This is a genomic window from Sulfitobacter sp. OXR-159, from assembly GCF_034377145.1.
Classification (GTDB): domain Bacteria; phylum Pseudomonadota; class Alphaproteobacteria; order Rhodobacterales; family Rhodobacteraceae; genus Sulfitobacter.
In genome coordinates this window covers 86,179-103,246 of record NZ_CP139711.1, presented here as the reverse complement: position 1 = coordinate 103,246, position 17,068 = coordinate 86,179, and the positions used below count along the sequence as shown (strand labels likewise).

Here is a 17,068-nt window from a genome sequence, read left to right as displayed (position 1 = left end):
GACCTCTGAATTTATTCGAGACACTATGGCCAAAGTCGGATACGCCCGCGTCAGCTCAGTCGGACAATCTCTGGACGTGCAGCGCGAAAAGCTGGATGGCTGCGACAAGCTTTTCGAAGAGAAGCGCAGTGGTACGACGGACGCCCGCCCTCAGCTGAAAGAATGCCTGAATTACGTCCGCGACGGTGACCAGCTGATTGTCACACGTATCGACCGATTGGCGCGATCCACACTGCACCTTTGCCAGATCGCTGAAACACTGAAACAGAAAGGTGTCGATCTGGTCGTGCTCGATCAGAATATCGACACGTCCGACGCAACCGGGCGGCTGCTGTTCAACATGCTCGGAGCCATTGGCCAGTTCGAAACCGAAATCCGCGCCGAGCGACAGATGGATGGGATCAAGAAGGCCAAAGATCGCGGCGTACAGTTCGGCAAACGACCCGCGCTTTCAGAAGATCAGATCGTTGAGCTACGCAAAAAGCGTACCGCTGGAATGCTGATCAAAGATCTGATGGCACACTACAGCCTCTCAAAAGCGACAATCTATCGGTATCTCGGAGCGAACGAACCGTGAGCGTCAGTCTCAACGCGCAAACAACCCAACAGAAACCTTAAAGGGGTTTTCTGCACTCAGCCCCACTCGACCCCAGCATGGGCAACGACCGCTACGGCTGCGAGATCATCGCCGAGAAGGTCGACTTCCTGAGCCGCCCGAAGTCGGCCGAGAACGAAAACCCCGAGCTGGTCGACCGCGACGACGAGATCCCGTTCTGAGAACGGGGTCTTCCCCTTAGGCCCGGCGGGGAAACCCGCCGGGATTGGCCAATCTTGGCTCAAACCGGTCTGGCGCCTCTACAAATTGACCACTAGCGACCTGCCGCTGACGCAACTTACAACATTTCCAAGATTGAAAGTTTGCATCGCGGGTTTCCGTAGATCGATGTTCAACAAACTTAGGAGTTCCTCATCTGTGTATATGCCATTAGAGTTATCCACAAAAAGAGGTGGAGCAGGATGGCACAGAAATCTGAAATCGAATGGACGGATGCGACATGGAATCCTGTGACGGGATGCACGAAGGTCGGTCCCGGCTGCGAACATTGCTACGCAGAAAGGTTCGCTGAACGCTGGCGCGGTATTCAAGGACATCCATACGAACAAGGTTTCGACTTGCGCCTATGGCCGTCACGCCTTGGGCAGCTCGCACAGTGGAAGAAGCCGCGAATGATCTTCGTCAACTCGATGAGCGACCTGTTCCACAAGGATATTCCGCGTGAGTTCATCGACCACGTGTTCGATGCGATGGAGGCCGCCGACTGGCATGTCTATCAAGTCCTGACCAAGCGCTCATCACTGATGCGCAACTACGTGCGCCGCCGCTACAACGGTGGGCGAGTGCCGTCGCATATCTGGCTTGGCGTGTCCGTCGAGGATGCCGCACACAAAGGGCGGATTGAACACCTTCGGCAGATCAACTCGGATGCGCGCTTCATCTCATTCGAACCGCTGCTAGGCCCGATTGGCGAGGTCGATCTGACAAGTGTTGCTTGGGCGATTGTCGGCGGCGAAAGTGGGCCCGGCGCTCGTCCGATGGAAGCGGCGTGGGCGACCGAATTGCGCGTTGCCTGTGAGCGATACGAAGTTGCTTTCTTCTTCAAACAGTGGGGCGGTGCGCGGCCGAAATCCGGCGGTCGTCTGCTCGAAGGCGAAGAATGGAACGGGTTCCCGTGGCAAATCGTGCCGAAGGCGATCATGGCCGAATTGCAATAGCGAGAGACACGTATGGAAGCAGATTTAGACCTTTACCGCGACCGCGAACAATCATTCACCCACATTTCCCAAGTAAGGCGCTGATTTCGCTGTCCTGACCATTATATTTCCTATATAAAACATGGTGTTGAAGGCTGCGAGGGGCGCGTTTCATGGATCACCCAGAGGGTGCGGGCTTGCAACGGGCAGATCGGGTGGATTTCGACCCTCGCGTGCGGCTGGAATTTCGCGGCACGCAGCTCAGTTCCGACGGCGGCCTTCTGGTGATGCGCGAGCTTGATGACGCGCTCGGGTTGTCCGATTTGGCGTCAGCGGCGCTGCGCGATACTCGCTCTGGCAAGAACACGGTCCATCGGCTCGACGGCCTGTTCCGGCAATCAGTCTTTGGGCGGCTGGCCGGATACGAGGATGTCAACGACGCCAACCGTCTCGCCTGCGATCCGGTCATGCGCCAAGTTGTCGGCGGCAGAGCGGTCGATGCACAAGCGGCCTCGGCATCGCAGATGGGACGGTTCGAGACCGAGACGCTGGCTCTGGCCGGGAACCGTGCCGCGCTGGCCGACCTGAACGGGCAATGGATCGACCGGTTCCATGACCGTAACGGGCTGAAGTACATCGTTCTGGACATGGACAGCTCGGTCAGCCCGACCCATGGCGACCAGGAAGGGTCCGCCTGGAATGGCCATTTCGACTGTAGCTGCTATCACCCCAACTTTCTGTTCAACCAGTTCGGGATGCTGGAACGCTGCGCCCTGCGCCATGGCAACGTCCACAGCGCCGATGGCTGGCGTGATGTTCTCGACCCCGTCATTGCGCGCTACGCGGAGCGCGACCTTGGTGGCAGGTTCTTCCGGGCCGATGCTGCCTACGCGATCCCGGCGATCTATGAGCGATTGGAAGAAGCGCGGTTCTTCTACGCCATCCGGCTGCCCGCAAACGCGGTCCTCAAGGACAAGATCGCGCATCGGCTAACGCGCCCTGTCGGGCGGCCGTCACTGACCAAGGTCAAGCGGTTCTTCGAGGAATTCGAGTATCAGGCGGCGTCCTGGGACAAGGAACGCCGGGTGATCGCCAAGATCGAATGGCATCCGGGCGAACTGTTCCCGCGTGTCGGCTTCATCGTCACCAACCTGCCGATGGAGCCGGACTGGGTGGTGCGGTTCTACAACCAGCGCGGCACCGCCGAGCAGCACATCAAAGAGGGCAAATACGCCTTTCGCTGGACGCGGCTGTCGTGCCGGAAGTTCCGCGACAATGAGGTGCGGCTGCAACTGCACGCCCTGGCGTACAACCTGGCCACCTTCTTGCGCTGCATCGAGCTGCCCGAAGCCATGGCCGACTGGTCGTTGACCAGCCTGCAACTGAAGCTGATCAAGATCGGGGCACGTGTGGTCCGTCACGCCCGCACCATCACCTTCCAGCTGGCCGAGGTCGCTGTCACCGGCACGATGGTACGCGCCATCCTCGCCGCTATCCGCCGATTGCGAGCGCCACCGCTATGCGCATGATCGCGATCCACGCTCAAACTGAACGAAAGCGGCTGGACAGATCTGTCCGCTGCGCTGAAAAACGCCGCCCCTGGGCAAGGAAACAGCGGCTTCGCGGTCTGATCCGTCCAGATCCAGCAGTCTGCGCGACCGCAGGTGCCGCTTGCGGCAGAAAATCCTTGTCTAGCGATCGGATACAGGCGATCTTCACCTCAAACGACACGCCACCTGGGGAATGCAGGATTCATTAAGCACCAGTTCCTGACGAAATACCTCCAAGCAGCGGCATACAAGACGCTGCAAGGCCATTCTCCTACGTTCAATTTCGTAGATGCCTTTGCCGGACCTTGGCGCATATCTGATGACGCTAAGTATTCAGATGCGTCGTTCGATCAGGCAATCAACACTTTGGAAGCTGTTCGCGCTGATCTAGAAAAGCGCGGCGTCGGTGGACTGAAAATTCGCTTCTGTTTCTGCGAACAGCGTCCAGAAGCGGTTGCGCGCCTTCGGGAGTACGCTGCTTCGAAAGGGCGGTTCGAGATACACGTTTTCGAAGGTGCATTCGAAGACAACCTCAATGCGATCGCCGCCAAACTGACTGACGGTTTCACGTTCACCTTCATTGACCCGACCGGATGGAACATTCGTAACGAAGAGGTGTTCCGCTTCCTGCGTGAACAGAATGGCGAGTTCATGCTGAATTTCATGTCGGACCACATCAACCGACATGCTGAATATCACGAGGTTGAGGCGTCCTTCGGGCGGTTCCTAGCGGACGCGGCATGGGCTGATGAGTTCGCGCACCTACCCGCCGGCTGGAGCAACGAGCAGAAGATGCTGTACCTGATGAAGGCCGCGATGCGCTCGAACAAAGTGGCATCATATCTACCCGATTTCTCGATCATGGTGCCGAGGCGCGAGCGAGTGAAGATGCGTCTAATACTCGGTACGCAGAGCCCGTCCGGGTTGGAAGTATTCCGCGACGTTCAAGAGAAGGTCGAGAAGCAGGAACTAGTGATGCGTCACAACCTCCGCGAAGGTGACAGCCCGCAAGTCAGCTTGTTCTCTTCTGCCGACATCGCAGCGATCCAGCAGGAACAGAAAGGCGTCGGGTGCAAAGCGAATAGAAAACGGGCTGAGGAGATAATCGTGAGTTTCCTGAAAGGCCGAATGCGGGCATTTCCTGGCCCGATGTTCAATCAGGCGATGGAGGAAGTTCCAATTCGCCGCAAGCATCTGAACAGTGTCCTTTTGGATATGCGGGAGCGGGGCGTCATCAATTTCGAACTTCCGCCGAGAAAGCGAGTTCCCCAGCCGGATACCGCAATCTTCTTGGTCTGAGAGACCTAGGCTCAGGACTCGTTCTCGTTTCATAGCCAGAACATGACGGTTGCTGCGAGGGCGATGGCGGAGAGGAAGACCTTCGGGCATCGGTCGTAGCGTGTGGCAACCCTGCGCCAGTCCTTCAGCCGACCGAACATGATCTCGATCCTGTTGCGGCGTTTGTAGCGGCGCTTGTCGTATTTGACGGGCTTGGCGCGGGACTTCCGACCGGGGATGCAGGGCTTTATCCCTTTGTCTTTCAACGCATCTCTGAACCAGTCGGCGTCATAGCCCCGGTCGGCCAGCAGCCAATCTGCTTATGGCAAGCTGCTCAGCAGGGCCGCAGCGCCGGTGTAATCGCTGACCTGGCCCGCGGTCATGAAGAACCGGATCGGGCGTCCATCGGCATCGGTGACCGCATGCAGCTTGGTGTTCATGCCACCTTTGGTTCGGCCGATCGCGCGCGCCCGTTGGTCGTCGGGCCCCCCTTTTTCGCCCGCAGGCTGCTCGCCGTGCGGTGCGCCTTCAAATAGGTCGCGTCGATCATCACCGTCTTTGGAACCGCTGCCTCCGACGCAAGGCCGTGCATCATCCTTGCGAAGATGCCCTTGTCGCCCCATCGTTTCCAGCGGTTGTAAAGCGTCTTGGCCGGGCCGTATTCCGCAGGGGCATCGCACCAGCGCAAGCCGTTGCGGTTGATGAATATTATGCCGCTCAGAACACGCCGGTCATCCACCCGCCGCTTGCCATGGCTCTTGGGAAAAAACGGCCGAAGCCGGTCCATCTGTGCGTCCGTCAGCCAGAAAAGGTTGCTCATCATTCCCCCCGTCAGTTTGGGAGCTTGAATCACGCTGCCGCCATAGCCTCAAGCAGATCAATGGGTCCTGAGCCTAAAGCCACGAATAGCGGCTCGCGCCAAGCGCAAGCTGGCCTTCGCATGTTCATCAGACGCCCACCCTCTTCCCAAACCGATTTAGAGTGAGAGAAAGGCTGGTTGCTTTCGCGACAGGTTAAAGGCTGGGAGAGTGGCTTCCGGCGCCTGTCACGGAGGAATACCGATGGGTGTTGTGGAAGTTCTGGATCCGGTCGCACCGGCGCGGGCGGGTGGCTGGAAAGTGGATGTGAGCCGGGGTGAGCGGAACGGGCGGGTGTCGTCCGAATGGTTCAACCGGCCGGATGACGAGCGGTATCTGTCGCTCGATGATCTCTGGGCCAATGTGAAAGGCCGGTCGGAGCGCAGCCGTAGCCGCGTGGTGCAGACGGCGGATATCCGGGTCGAGGCCGCTCGCGACAATCCCGAGCGGTTGCACCTGATGTTGCCGAAGGCGCAAGAACCGGTCGCGCCCACGCATTGGGCCTTCGGCCAGCTTGCCAGCATCGTCGGCGCGCCGGCCTCCTACCTGCGGCAGCTGCCTGCGCCGCTGGCGGGCATCAACCTGCAATATGGTCTGACCAACCACCGCGCCGAACAGGTCAAAACCTTCGAGACCGAAGACGGCCGCACCGAACTGCGCGCCGTGACGGGCCCCGACTATGGCCGCATCCACGATTTCGAACTGGTCGAGGCGGTGCAGCGCATTGCGGGCAATGGCACCGGCGACACGCGCTGGAAGGTGCCGGGCGTGCTGGACTGGTCGACAGGAGTCTACAACCCCGATGTAGAAATCAGCCGCGACACGACCACGCTCTATGCCTCGGATCGCGATGTCTTCCTGTTCCTGGTCGATGATCGCAACCCGATCGAGGCGGGCAAGCTGCCGGACGGCTCCCCCGATCTCTACTTTCGGGGCTTCTACTGCTGGAACTCGGAGGTGGGAGCCAAGACCCTTGGCATGGCGAGCTTCTACCTGCGGGCCGTGTGCCAGAACAGGAATCTGTGGGGCGTCGAGGATTTCCAGGAGATTCGCATCCGGCATTCGAAATACGCCGCCTCGCGCTTTGCCCATGAGGCGGCCCCGGCGCTGACGCGCTTTGCCAATTCCTCGCCGCAGGGCTTCGTGAACGGCATCAAGGCCGCGCGGCAGCAGATCGTGGCGCGCAGCGATGAGGATCGCGCGGATTTCCTGCGCAAGCGGGGCTTCTCGAAGGCGGAGTCCGGCAAAATCATCGAGAAAGTGCTGATGGAAGAGGGCCGCCCGCCCGAGAGTATCTTCGACTTCGTGCAGGGCATCACGCGGCTTGCGCGCGACAAGACCCAGCAGGATGCCCGCCTCGACATGGAAGGGCGCGCCAAGAAGCTGCTCGACCGGGTCGGCTGACAGAGCCCCCGCGCAGCGATCGCCCGACACCGGGGCGGTCGCTGCAGCTATTTCTCAACATGCACGCCGTTGGCTTTGCCCCGAAAGGACAGGGGGCGTCGGCGTGCGCATCTCAGCGAGACGCCCATGACCCCCCAGGAAGAAACCGTCATTCTCGAGGCACGCGACATCCTCGGCCGCTACCTTAGCCAGAACCCGGTCATCGGCAGCTGGCAGGCGCTGATGGACTATTGCGCTCTGACCGTGCGTGGCCCGATCGAGCGGTTCCATGTCCTCTATCTCGACCGCAAGAACCGCATCATCGCCGATGAGCTTTTGTCGACCGGCACAGTCGATCATGTCCCTGTCTATCCGCGCGAGGTGATCAAGCGCGCCCTGATGCTGAACGCCAGCGCCCTGATCCTGATCCACAATCACCCTTCGGGTGATCCCACGCCGTCCGAGGCCGATCTCAGCATGACCAAGGAGATCCAGAAGGGCTGCAAGTATCTCGGCCTGACGCTGCATGACCACATCATCGTCGGCGCCGGGACGGAGCTGAGCCTGCGGGCCCTCGGCAAGCTCTGATCGTGGCACCAGACCTGCTGCCGTCGCCCCTTCGAGGAAGAGGGCGGGGGTTTGGTCTTTGACGGATGAGGCGGGGAGAGAGGCTTCCCGCGCCGTTGGAGATATTACCATGTTTGACCTTCCCCTGCCGATCCAACCGAGCGCGCGCCCGATGGGTCCTGGCGCAAATGGCCCAACTGTCGCTCCTGATCCCAGCCTGCCTTTCGCGCTGACGCGGATGCACCGGACGCCTGCAGCCCTGATGTCGGGCGCCGCTGCCCCCGTGGTCGTTGAGCGTTTTGCGACGCTGGCCGATGCCATGCAGGGGGCGTTTGAGCTTGCGGAGGACAACGGCTCCGATGCAGCGCCGCAGCTTCTGGCCATCCTTGATTACGACCAGCGCCTGGTTCTTGCCGGGGCCGCCAGTCATGGCGCTGTGGCTTGGTGCCACCCTGTCGCCAATGCTCTTGAGGCGCGGGCCGTCGTGACCGAGGCGGTTCAACTTCGCGCCCAGGCTGGCCGTGCCACTGACTGGCACGAGCCTGAACTGGCGCAGCGGCTGCGTCACCGTGCCGATCTGCTGGATGCCCGCCTTGTCGACCCGCTCTAGCGCGCTTTTGCCGCCCGCGCGCTGCAGATCGCGGCGTGACGCCCGAGAGACAGAGGAGGGCTGGGAAGGGTTTGAGCCTTCGGGGGGCAGAGGAGTGCGCCACCCGGGGGTCTGACCTGTCCTCACCGAACGGAGATATCCATGACCCAGACTGAACCCACTCTGGCCGCCCCGCTGCGACCATCCACCGTCGATTTCGGGGCGATCCTTGCCGCGCATGCCGAACGCACCGCCCGGACTCTCGCCCTGCGCCCGGGCAACAAGGACCGTCTCTTCGATGGCCTCATGGCCGTCGGCATCACTCATGTAATCGTGACCTTCGACGGGGCCGGCGACAGCGGCCAGATCGAAAGTATCGGCGCCTGGGCGGGCGAGACGGCTGTCGATTTTACCGCAACCGAAATCCCCTATGCCGCGCTGACCTGGGATGACCCCGAGGTCGAGATGCGGCAGCTCTCGCTGGAGGATGTTGTCGAGCAGCTCGCCTACGACTTCCTGTCTGACACACATGGCGGTTGGGAAAACAACGACGGCGCTTACGGCGAGTTCTGCTTCGACGCTGCGGCCCGCTGCATCCATCTCGAGTTCAACGAGCGCTTCACCTCGTCCGAACTTTACACGCACGATTTCTGAGGGGGCAGCGATGGCACATCCATATCACCACGCCCTGTCCTCAGTGAAGAAATGGGGCGGCACGGTCGATGATTTCATCGCGGTGCATACATGGTTCGACCAAAGCAAGGAGATCAGCGCCGATTTTCGGCACCGGGCCCTGCGGCACCATGCCGAGGGCATATTCATGGCCGAGACGATCTTCGGTCAGACCCTCACGCTCTCGACCGGGCGCATCATCCCGACCCGCTGGGTCGGCGAACAGCATGTGAAGGAAGACCTCGGCTTCATCCCGAGCTTCGCCGACTGGGTGAAGGCCATCCGGCCCGAACCCTGGATGGGCCGGACCGAGCGGATCGAGGCGCTGGTCGATCCGCATCTCGCCTCGCCCGTGGTCGAGGTGAGCTGACATGACCGATCCAGCCTATCAGCGCCTCGGTCTGTCGCCGACGGCATCGCCCCAGACAGTTCTGCGCGCGGCGGTCCGAGCGCTGCACCCCGACACGCGCGCCGTGCGCAGCTTCCGGACGGCGCGCAAGCGCTTCTACCGGCAGATGCTCTGCGCGCACGCAGCGCGTCAGGCAGCAGGCGATCCGCCATCCGGCTGATCGCTCTGCCCCATCCCTTCATCCCAATCCAGTGCCCGGCCCCAAGGCCCGGGTTTCTCAATCTCAGGAGGTCCCCATGGCGGATTACTTCACCCATTTCTCATGCCTGATCGACGTCGGCAGCCCCGAAAAGGCCGCCCGCGCACTCGCGCTGTTTCATGACCTGCGCGCCGCGGATCAGGACGCCGATGACCCGGAGGTCTCGGGTTTCACCCTCTTGCATCAGGACGCGACCGAAGGCAGCACCCTCTGGATCCATGACGACGACCACGGCGATGTCGACGCAGTCATCCGCTTCGTCTTGCGCCTGGCAGAAGACCTCGACCTCACCGGCCTCTGGGGGTTCCAATATGCCCTGACCTGCTCCCGACCGCGCCTCGACGCCTTCGGCGGCGGCGCGCATGTCATCGATCTCGCCGCACGCAAATCCATCGGCTGGACGAGCACGCACGAATGGTTGGCCGCCGCGCTGAACGGGGAGGACGCCGATGCCTGAGGTCATCTGTACCACCGTCTACCAGTTCCCCGAACTCTCGGAGGCCGCCAAGGAGAAGGCGCGCAGCTGGTATCGCGAGCTTGGCCCCCACGATGACTGGTGGGACGCAGTCTACGAGGACTTCGAACGGGTTTGCGAAATCCTCGGCGTCCGGCTCAAAACCATCCCCGTGCGGTTGATGGGCGGAGGGACGCGGGCCAAGCCCTGCATCTGGTTTTCAGGGTTCTGGAGTCAGGGGGATGGGGCCTGTTTTGAAGCATACCTCAGCCACGCCAAGGGCGCGACTGTGCGTATCCGTGACTATGCGCCCAAGGACGCGGCGCTGCACGGCATCGCCGACCGGCTGCAGGCCATCCAGCGGCGTAACTTCTACCAGCTCGCTGCCGAGGTCAGCCACCGCGGTCGCTACTACCACGAATACTGCATGTCCGTGGACGTCACCCGCGACAGCCCGACCTGGCAACCGCCCACCCAGGATGCCGAAGAGATTGTGACCGAGGCGATCCGCGATCTCGCCCGCTGGCTCTACCGCCAACTTGAGGCTGAATACGACCACCTGACCTCGGATGAGTCCGTTGAGGACGGCATCATCGCCAATGAATACACCTTCACCGAAGCAGGGCGGCGGTTCGGATGACACATGGGCGGGCGCAACCCATCTCTTGCAGAATATCCAGAATGTATGTATATTCTGCACAAATGGAGACCTCGATCATGCATGATCTTCCCGAGTTCAAGGCGGCCGACCTGACGCGGCACACAAGTGACCTGTTTGACGCGGCCATTCGGTCGCCGATCGCAATCACCAAACATCGCAAGCCGAAATTCGTGCTGATGAGCATGGATCAGTACCAGCAGCTCACCCGGGAGGCCACGCAGCAGGCTCATATGGTTGACGAGATGCCCGAGGATCTCAAGTCGCTGATGATAGAAGGGCTCGAGCGGGACTTGACGCAGGCGGATGACTAAGCAGAGTGCTGGAGAGGTTTTCCGCTACCCGTTCCTGTGGAAACGCGAACAGATGGCGGGTGAGACCGAGGGCCGCAAGACGCGGCCTGTCTGTATCGCCGTCACTGTCGCCAAGTCCGATAGCGAGACCGTGGTGTTCATCCTGCTGATCACGACGCAGCCGCCCTTGGCCTCGCGCAAGTTTATCGAGGTGCCACAGATCGAGTCGCAGCGCGTAGGGTTGGAGACCCATGTTCGCAAATGGGTCATGCTGGACGAGATCAACACCGATATTCTGGAGCGGTCCTATGTCTGGGAGGACCGCACGCCCATCGGCACGTTCAGTTCCGTCTTCACATCCAAAATCCAGTCCAGCCTGATCGCGCTTGCCAGGTCGGGCGGGGCATCCGTTGTCGATCGGCTGAAGTAATCTCGGTCACCGCAGGATCAGACCAGCTTCATTTGTTCCCATCAATCCACTTCGACATCAGCCCCTTGTCGCGGAAACACTCATCCGGCACGGCGCGGCGTTTGATCCGGGCGAGACGCTCGGCGAAGGCGACCTGTTTGGACGAGGGCAGGCTGTCCAGCGCAGTCGCGGGTGTGAGCTTGGCCTGCGCGTCGATCCAGGCGCTCAAGGATCGCCGATCTTGCTGAACCTCCCACGGCAGAAGCGTCTGGTTGCGCAGGGCCAGAGCGCGCGCATAGGCGATCTGCTTTGGCGTCGCGGGCAGGACGTAAGTGGTGCTTTCCATCGGGGATCTCCCTTCTTAGCTTGGTTTCAAAATAGAACATACCAGGAACAAAATCAAGCCACCTGCGGAAATCATGGGGTTTGAGAGGAAGAGGAGGGCCGGGGGATGTCAGGCCTGAGGGTGCCCGAAAGAGGGTGTCCGGGCCTGATCCTGTTCCTCATTCCGGAGTTTCCCGATGACCCATCTCGCCCATTTTGCGACCGAGCGCGCACTTGCGCCTGTTGTCCCCATCCCGTCCCTCGATACGGCCGCTGCGATCTTGAGCGTGGCCAAAGCGCTGCAGACTGATCTGGCGCAAGGTTTCCAGATCGACGCGCTGCGCCTGCGCCTTGAGATGGAACGCGCCTTTGGTGGCTCCGATGCGACCGGCGCCTGGGACTGGAAGCTGGCATATGAAGCAGGCGAAGCAGCGCTGGTCCTGTTTATGCAGAAATTTGGCCGCGCGCTCCTGGCACGTGCCGGTTCGCCTGCCGCCTTGCTGCCGATCCTTGCTAAGGTGTCCGGCCTTTTGCCGACCCATACGCGGCGGTCCGAGGAGATGGAGCGGTTCCAGCAGTTCTCGACGCCGCTGCCCATGGGCTTGGCGGCGCTGGCGGCAGCACAGATCACATCGCGCGATCTGGTGCTGGAGCCATCGGCTGGAACGGGCCTTCTGGCGGTCCTCGCGGAAATCGCGGGCGGCAGCCTCGCGCTGAACGAGCTTGCCGACACCCGCGCTGATCTCCTCCGTCGCTTGTTTCCGGGCCGGCCTGTCACGGGCTTTGACGCAGCCCAGATCGACGATCATCTGGACGCAGGGTTGCGCCCGAGCGTCATCCTGATGAACCCGCCGTTCTCGGCGGTGGCCAATGTCGACGCCCGCACCACCGAGGCGACAGCGCGGCATCTGCGCTCTGCGCTCGCGCGCCTGGTCCCCGGCGGACGGCTGGTCGCCATCACCGGTGCGTGCTTCGCGCCCGATTCCCCGGCTTGGGCCGAAACCTTTGGCTGCCTGACCGAGACCGCGCATCTGGTCTTTACAGGTGCCGTATCCGGTGCCGCGTTTGCCAAACATGGCACCAGCTTCGAGACGCGGATTTCGGTCTTCGACAAATGCCGCGGCGGCGAGGCGGGCGGCATCACAGCCGATCTGGCGCGCCCGATTTCGCCTGATGTCGCCAGCCTGCTGTCGCTGATTACTACCCATGTCCCCCCGCGCCTTGCGCTGGCGCAGGTCGCACCCGCCGGGCAGGGCCCTTCTTCCCCCTTTCCGGGAAATCCTGCCCGCGCCACGCGCGCTGCCATCGGTACATCGCGCGCGACCCCTGCGGCCAGTTCCCACCAGTCCAGCGCACAAATCGAGGCCGAAGATCTGGCCTATGCGCTGCGCGATGCGACTGAGGAGGCCAATACCGCGCGCCTTTCCGACGCGATCTACGAGACCTTCCGGCTTCAGGCCATCGACATTCCCGACGCGGCACCGCACCCGACGAAGCTGGTGCAGTCGGCGGCGATGGCGTCCGTCGCGCCCCCGAAACCTTCCTACCGCCCGAAACTGCCCGCCGCCGTTCTGCACGAGAGCCTGCTCTCTGACGCCCAGCTTGAAACGGTGATCTATGCGGGCGAGGCGCATTCTGCGCACCTCGCCGGCTCGTGGACTGTCGATGAAACCGGCGACATGGTCTCGGCCGCGCCCGACGATGCCACGGACGCTGTCCGTTTCCGCCGCGGCTTCTTCCTTGGCGACGGCACCGGGGCGGGCAAGGGCCGCCAGTCGGCCGGGATTGTGCTCGACAACTGGGCTCAGGGTCGGCGCAAGGCGCTCTGGATCTCGAAGAGCGACAAGCTTCTCGAGGACGCTCAGCGCGACTGGTCTGCCCTTGGCCAGGAGCGGCTGCTGGTCACGCCGCTGTCGCGTTTTGCACAAGGCCGCGACATCCCGCTCTCCGAGGGCATTCTGTTCACCACCTATGCCACGCTGCGCTCCGAGGAGCGGGGCGCAAAAAAGTCCCGCGTCGACCAGATCGTCGACTGGCTCGGGGCTGATTTCGACGGGGTGATCTTGTTTGACGAAAGCCATGCCATGGCCAACGCCGCCGGATCAAAGGGCGAGCGCGGCGATGTCACGGCCTCGCAGCAGGGCAGGGCGGGCCTGCGCCTGCAGCATAAGCTGCCCAATGCCCGCGTGGTCTATGTTTCGGCCACCGGCGCAACCTCGGTGCACAACCTCGCCTATGCGCAGCGCCTCGGGCTCTGGGGTGGCGAGGACTTTCCGTTTTCGACGCGGGCGGAATTTGTGCAAGCTATCGAAGCTGGCGGTGTTGCCGCGATGGAGGTCCTGGCCCGCGATCTGCGGTCGCTTGGCCTCTACACGGCGCGCTCGCTGTCCTATGACGGCGTCGAATACGAGATGCTGGAACATGCGCTGACGCCGGAGCAGCGCGGGATATATGATGCATATGCGCTCGCCTTCGGAGTCATACATCGGAACCTGTCCGCGGCGCTGGAAGCGGCCAACATTACTGGCGAATCCGGCGGTACGCTGAACCGCCAGGCCAAGTCCGCCGCCCGCTCGGCTTTCGAGTCCGCCAAGCAGCGCTTCTTCGGCCATCTGCTGACCTCGATGAAAACCCCCACCCTGATCGCCGCCATCGACGCTGATCTCACCGCAGGCCATGCGGCTGTCATCCAGATCGTCTCGACAGGTGAGGCGCTGATGGAGCGCCGCCTGTCGGAGATCCCCACGGACGAGTGGAACGATGTGCGGGTGGATATCACGCCAAGAGAGGCTTGCCTGGACTACCTCGCCCATTCCTTCCCGGTGCAGCTCTATGAGCCGTTCACCGATAGCGAAGGCAACCTCTCCTCGCGGCCCGTCACGCGCGACGGCCAGCCGGTGGAATGTCGCGAAGCGGCGCGCAGGCGCGACGCGCTGATCGAGCATCTGGCCTCGCTGCCGCCTGTGCCTGGGGCGCTCGACCAGATCGTCCAGCGATTCGGCACTGATCTGGTGGCGGAAGTGACGGGCCGCTCGCGCCGCATCGTGCGCAAGGGCGAGGGGCACGTCGCGCGCCTCGTCGTCGAAAGCCGGGCGGGGTCGGCCAATCTCGCGGAAACCGCCGCCTTCATGGATGACCAGAAGCGCATCCTGATCTTCTCGGATGCGGGCGGCACGGGGCGCAGCTACCACGCCGATCTTGGCGCGAAAAACCAGCGCCTGCGGGTCCACTATCTGCTGGAACCCGGCTGGAAGGCGGATGCGGCCATCCAGGGTCTTGGGCGTACCAACCGCACCAATCAGGCGCAGCCGCCGCTGTTCCGGCCCGTTGCTACCGATGTGAAAGCAGAGAAACGCTTCCTCAGCACCATCGCGCGCCGCCTCGACACGCTCGGGGCGATCACGCGCGGCCAGCGTCAAACCGGCGGGCAGGGGCTGTTCCGGCCCGAGGACAACCTCGAGAGCCCCTATGCCCGCGATGCCCTGCGCCAGCTTTACCGCCGCCTCTATCGCGGTGATGTTGCGGGCTGCTCGCTCGGGGCGTTTGAGGATGCGACCGGTCTCAGCCTGACCGATGACAACGGTCTGAAGGATGACCTGCCCCCGATCACGACTTTCCTCAATCGCCTGCTCGCGCTGACGATCGACATGCAGGCCGTGCTGTTCTCGGTCTTCGAGGAACTCCTCGACCAGCGAATCGAGGGCGCTATCGCTGCCGGGGTCTACGACCTCGGGCTCGAGACGCTGCGCGCCGAAAGCTTTCGCGTCACGGATGCGCGGGTGATCTACACCCATCCCGGCTCCGGCGCGGAAACCCAGCTGCTGACCATCGCCGAAAAGCGCCGCAACACGCCGACCGCGCTCGCGGATGCGCTCGACTGGCTCGACGACCCGAAGGCGCGGCTACTGGTCAACAGCCGCTCCGGCCGGGCAGCCGTGCAGGTGCCTGCCACCAGCCTTATGCTGGATGATGGCACCATCGAGCCGCGGCTACGTCTGATTCGGCCGACCGAGGCAAGCACGGTTCCGGCCAAGATCATGGACGACACCCATTGGCTCGAAGCCGACCGCGCGGCCTTCACTGAAGCCTGGACGGCAGAACTGGCTGAAGTGCCGGAGTTCTCGGAAACCACCCTGCATATCGTGGCGGGCCTCTTGCTGCCGATCTGGAAGCAGCTCCCCCAGGATGAAACCCGCGTCTACCGGCTGCAGACCGATGACGGTCAGCGCATCATCGGTCGCCGCGTTTCGCCGTCTTGGGTCGCGACCACACTGGCGAGCGACGCGCCGAAGCTCACGGCGGCGCAGGTCCATGCCCTTGTTCTGGAGGGCAAGACGGTCGTGCGCTTGGCCGAAGGGATGGAGCTGCACCGCTCGCGCGTCATGGGCGTCAACCGGATCGAGCTGTCGGGCTTTTTGGGTGCCGCCAAGGACCGGCTCAAGGCAGATGGGTTCTTCTCGGAAATTATCGCCTGGAAGCTGCGGCTCTTCTGCCCAGCAGACTCGAGCGGCATCGCAGTGCTTGATCGTCTGCTTGCACGTTGTCGCGTGACAGGACTACATGCGCATGGAGGGTGCTGAGCCATGTATTCCGAGACTGAAGATGTGATCCGCGCTCTGGCGGAGAACGCAGAGAGCGTGTGTCGCGCCTACCTTCCCGCCGGACGGCGGGAAGGGTCCTACTGGATCGTCGGCGATTTGCAGAACAACCCCGGCCGGTCGCTCTTCGTGCGGCTGACTGGACCCACATCAGGACCGGGAGCCCGTGGCAAATGGCAGGACGCGGCTGTCGGACAGCATGGCGATCTCCTCGACATCATCCGCGAGCGAACCGGGATCTCGCGCTTTCCCGATCTTCTGGCCGAGGCCCGAGCGCATCTTGGCCGTCCGCAGCCGGTCCTCCCGAATACGCCAGTGCCGAAGAAGGCCAAAGCCCCCGGTGGCACGCCAGCGGCGGCGGCGCGATTGTTTGCAGCCTCGGTGCCGGTCGCAGGCACGCTTGCCGACACCTACCTCCGCTCCCGAGGCATCACCCAAGGCGGCACGATGAGCGCGCTGCGCTTCCACCCGAAGTGCTGGCATCGGGATGAGGGCCAGACCCGGAGCATCCCCAGACCGGCGCTGATAGCTGCGGTCACCGATGGGGCAGGGGCCTTGCAGGGTGTGCATCGCACCTGGTTGGCACCTGACGGACAGGGGAAGGCGGAGGTCGAGACGCAGCGGCGGGCCATGGGTCACCTCCTGGGCAATGCCGTCAGGCTGACCCCGCAGCACAACATCCTCGTGGTCGGCGAAGGCATCGAGACCATGCTGTCCCTTTCCGAGGCGGCCTCCGGCCTTCCCGTCTGGGCGGCTCTCTCGTCGGGTCACCTCGGGGCGGTCCAGTTGCCGGAGGGGCTGCAGCGCCTTTACATCGCCATCGACCGCGATCCGGCCGGGCAACGCGCGGCAGAGAGGTTGAGCGCCAGAGCAACCGAGGTCGGGATTGCCGTTCGGGTGTTGGAACCAGGGCTCGGGGACTTCAACGATGATCTCCGCGCGAACGGCAAGGAGGCGCTGCGCCAGCATCTGGCAGGGCAGATCGGGCTTGAGGATCGCCAACGCCTGTTGGGCTGAGCCGCATCGCGCAGGGGGCGGTCAGGGGCAGAGGGGGTAGGGGTCCTGCAGTCCTGTCG

Annotated in this window: 17 protein-coding genes and 2 pseudogenes; 17 read left to right on the top strand and 2 right to left on the bottom strand. The window is 62.8% G+C overall.

All coding sequences use genetic code 11. From position 1 onward, the window contains the following. Nucleotides 1-25 precede the first annotated feature (25 nt). The 5 genes and pseudogenes from T8A63_RS21325 (at nucleotide 26) to tcmP (ending at nucleotide 4,601) form a co-directional block, all read left to right on the top strand. Nucleotides 26-577: a recombinase family protein gene (locus tag T8A63_RS21325; protein ID WP_067629846.1), complete on the top strand. Its 552-nt coding sequence runs from the start codon at nucleotides 26-28 to the stop codon at nucleotides 575-577. A 71-nt stretch (nucleotides 578-648) separates the two neighbouring features. After that, nucleotides 649-777 (top strand): annotated as a pseudogene (locus T8A63_RS21320) (single-stranded DNA-binding protein); the annotation flags it as partial. A 240-nt stretch (nucleotides 778-1,017) separates the two neighbouring features. Beyond that, complete coding sequence (locus tag T8A63_RS21315) at nucleotides 1,018-1,773, top strand: DUF5131 family protein (protein ID WP_111550035.1); 756 nt, start codon at nucleotides 1,018-1,020, stop codon at nucleotides 1,771-1,773. Between the two features lie 152 nt (nucleotides 1,774-1,925). After that, on the top strand, nucleotides 1,926-3,281 hold the full coding sequence (locus T8A63_RS21310) for an IS1380-like element IS1247 family transposase (protein WP_006473457.1): 1,356 nt from the start codon (nucleotides 1,926-1,928) through the stop codon (nucleotides 3,279-3,281). 135 nt (nucleotides 3,282-3,416) lie between these two features. Then, a complete protein-coding gene (tcmP, locus tag T8A63_RS21305) occupies nucleotides 3,417-4,601 on the top strand; it encodes a three-Cys-motif partner protein TcmP (protein ID WP_322346634.1) in 1,185 nt (394 codons plus the stop codon). Between the two features lie 29 nt (nucleotides 4,602-4,630). Here tcmP and T8A63_RS21300 read toward each other — a convergent pair. Then, nucleotides 4,631-5,400 (bottom strand): annotated as a pseudogene (locus T8A63_RS21300) (IS5 family transposase). A gap of 241 nt (nucleotides 5,401-5,641) precedes the next feature. Here T8A63_RS21300 and T8A63_RS21295 point away from each other — a divergent pair. The 10 genes from T8A63_RS21295 (at nucleotide 5,642) to T8A63_RS21250 (ending at nucleotide 11,091) form a co-directional block, all read left to right on the top strand. Beyond that, nucleotides 5,642-6,841 carry a DUF932 domain-containing protein gene (locus T8A63_RS21295; protein WP_209273919.1) on the top strand — a complete coding sequence of 400 codons (1,200 nt, stop codon included), beginning with the start codon at nucleotides 5,642-5,644 and terminating at the stop codon, nucleotides 6,839-6,841. A gap of 126 nt (nucleotides 6,842-6,967) precedes the next feature. Then, the gene (locus T8A63_RS21290) at nucleotides 6,968-7,408 is read left to right on the top strand and encodes a JAB domain-containing protein (protein WP_114276349.1); all 441 of its coding nucleotides are present in this window, start codon (nucleotides 6,968-6,970) and stop codon (nucleotides 7,406-7,408) included. A gap of 109 nt (nucleotides 7,409-7,517) precedes the next feature. Further along, complete coding sequence (locus T8A63_RS21285; protein WP_322346630.1) at nucleotides 7,518-7,997, top strand: DNA repair protein RadC; 480 nt, start codon at nucleotides 7,518-7,520, stop codon at nucleotides 7,995-7,997. Nucleotides 7,998-8,138: 141 nt separating this feature from the next. Next, nucleotides 8,139-8,630, top strand: coding sequence for a DUF6878 family protein (locus T8A63_RS21280; protein WP_209273921.1), 492 nt, complete (start codon nucleotides 8,139-8,141; stop codon nucleotides 8,628-8,630). Nucleotides 8,631-8,640: 10 nt separating this feature from the next. Next, nucleotides 8,641-9,018, top strand: coding sequence for a DUF6915 family protein (locus T8A63_RS21275; protein ID WP_209273922.1), 378 nt, complete (start codon nucleotides 8,641-8,643; stop codon nucleotides 9,016-9,018). 1 nt (nucleotide 9,019) lies between these two features. Continuing rightward, complete coding sequence (locus T8A63_RS21270) at nucleotides 9,020-9,217, top strand: hypothetical protein (RefSeq protein WP_209273923.1); 198 nt, start codon at nucleotides 9,020-9,022, stop codon at nucleotides 9,215-9,217. A 76-nt stretch (nucleotides 9,218-9,293) separates the two neighbouring features. Beyond that, nucleotides 9,294-9,713 (top strand): hypothetical protein, encoded by a 420-nt coding sequence (locus tag T8A63_RS21265; protein ID WP_209273924.1) that lies wholly within the window; start codon nucleotides 9,294-9,296, stop codon nucleotides 9,711-9,713. Beyond that, the gene (locus tag T8A63_RS21260; RefSeq protein ID WP_209273867.1) at nucleotides 9,706-10,350 is read left to right on the top strand and encodes an antitoxin of toxin-antitoxin stability system; all 645 of its coding nucleotides are present in this window, start codon (nucleotides 9,706-9,708) and stop codon (nucleotides 10,348-10,350) included. Before T8A63_RS21265 ends, T8A63_RS21260 begins: the two co-directional genes overlap by 8 nt. Nucleotides 10,351-10,412: 62 nt before the next feature. After that, complete coding sequence (locus T8A63_RS21255; RefSeq protein WP_138488378.1) at nucleotides 10,413-10,682, top strand: type II toxin-antitoxin system prevent-host-death family antitoxin; 270 nt, start codon at nucleotides 10,413-10,415, stop codon at nucleotides 10,680-10,682. Continuing rightward, nucleotides 10,675-11,091: a hypothetical protein gene (locus tag T8A63_RS21250; RefSeq protein ID WP_247738241.1), complete on the top strand. Its 417-nt coding sequence runs from the start codon at nucleotides 10,675-10,677 to the stop codon at nucleotides 11,089-11,091. Before T8A63_RS21255 ends, T8A63_RS21250 begins: the two co-directional genes overlap by 8 nt. A 28-nt stretch (nucleotides 11,092-11,119) precedes the next feature. On the opposite strand, the gene T8A63_RS21245 is transcribed toward T8A63_RS21250, so the two are convergent. Then, a complete protein-coding gene (locus tag T8A63_RS21245) occupies nucleotides 11,120-11,416 on the bottom strand; it encodes a hypothetical protein (RefSeq protein WP_009827198.1) in 297 nt (98 codons plus the stop codon). A gap of 175 nt (nucleotides 11,417-11,591) precedes the next feature. Here T8A63_RS21245 and T8A63_RS21240 point away from each other — a divergent pair, with 175 nt between their 5' ends. Continuing rightward, the gene (locus tag T8A63_RS21240; RefSeq protein ID WP_322346626.1) at nucleotides 11,592-15,974 is read left to right on the top strand and encodes a bifunctional class I SAM-dependent methyltransferase/DEAD/DEAH box helicase; all 4,383 of its coding nucleotides are present in this window, start codon (nucleotides 11,592-11,594) and stop codon (nucleotides 15,972-15,974) included. 3 nt (nucleotides 15,975-15,977) lie between these two features. After that, on the top strand, nucleotides 15,978-17,009 hold the full coding sequence (locus tag T8A63_RS21235; protein ID WP_322346624.1) for a toprim domain-containing protein: 1,032 nt from the start codon (nucleotides 15,978-15,980) through the stop codon (nucleotides 17,007-17,009). Nucleotides 17,010-17,068: the final 59 nt, after the last annotated feature.

Coding starts and splice junctions, on each gene's coding strand:
- T8A63_RS21285 (WP_322346630.1), top strand. CDS start 7,518: ATGTTTGACCTTCCCCTGCCGATCCAACCGAGCGCGCGCCCGATGGGT.
- T8A63_RS21240 (WP_322346626.1), top strand. CDS start 11,592: ATGACCCATCTCGCCCATTTTGCGACCGAGCGCGCACTTGCGCCTGTT.
- T8A63_RS21265 (WP_209273924.1), top strand. CDS start 9,294: ATGGCGGATTACTTCACCCATTTCTCATGCCTGATCGACGTCGGCAGC.
- T8A63_RS21260 (WP_209273867.1), top strand. CDS start 9,706: ATGCCTGAGGTCATCTGTACCACCGTCTACCAGTTCCCCGAACTCTCG.
- T8A63_RS21315 (WP_111550035.1), top strand. CDS start 1,018: ATGGCACAGAAATCTGAAATCGAATGGACGGATGCGACATGGAATCCT.
- T8A63_RS21310 (WP_006473457.1), top strand. CDS start 1,926: ATGGATCACCCAGAGGGTGCGGGCTTGCAACGGGCAGATCGGGTGGAT.
- T8A63_RS21270 (WP_209273923.1), top strand. CDS start 9,020: ATGACCGATCCAGCCTATCAGCGCCTCGGTCTGTCGCCGACGGCATCG.
- T8A63_RS21290 (WP_114276349.1), top strand. CDS start 6,968: ATGACCCCCCAGGAAGAAACCGTCATTCTCGAGGCACGCGACATCCTC.
- T8A63_RS21295 (WP_209273919.1), top strand. CDS start 5,642: ATGGGTGTTGTGGAAGTTCTGGATCCGGTCGCACCGGCGCGGGCGGGT.
- T8A63_RS21245 (WP_009827198.1), bottom strand. CDS start 11,416: ATGGAAAGCACCACTTACGTCCTGCCCGCGACGCCAAAGCAGATCGCC.
- T8A63_RS21280 (WP_209273921.1), top strand. CDS start 8,139: ATGACCCAGACTGAACCCACTCTGGCCGCCCCGCTGCGACCATCCACC.
- T8A63_RS21255 (WP_138488378.1), top strand. CDS start 10,413: ATGGAGACCTCGATCATGCATGATCTTCCCGAGTTCAAGGCGGCCGAC.
- T8A63_RS21325 (WP_067629846.1), top strand. CDS start 26: ATGGCCAAAGTCGGATACGCCCGCGTCAGCTCAGTCGGACAATCTCTG.
- T8A63_RS21235 (WP_322346624.1), top strand. CDS start 15,978: ATGTATTCCGAGACTGAAGATGTGATCCGCGCTCTGGCGGAGAACGCA.
- T8A63_RS21275 (WP_209273922.1), top strand. CDS start 8,641: ATGGCACATCCATATCACCACGCCCTGTCCTCAGTGAAGAAATGGGGC.
- T8A63_RS21250 (WP_247738241.1), top strand. CDS start 10,675: ATGACTAAGCAGAGTGCTGGAGAGGTTTTCCGCTACCCGTTCCTGTGG.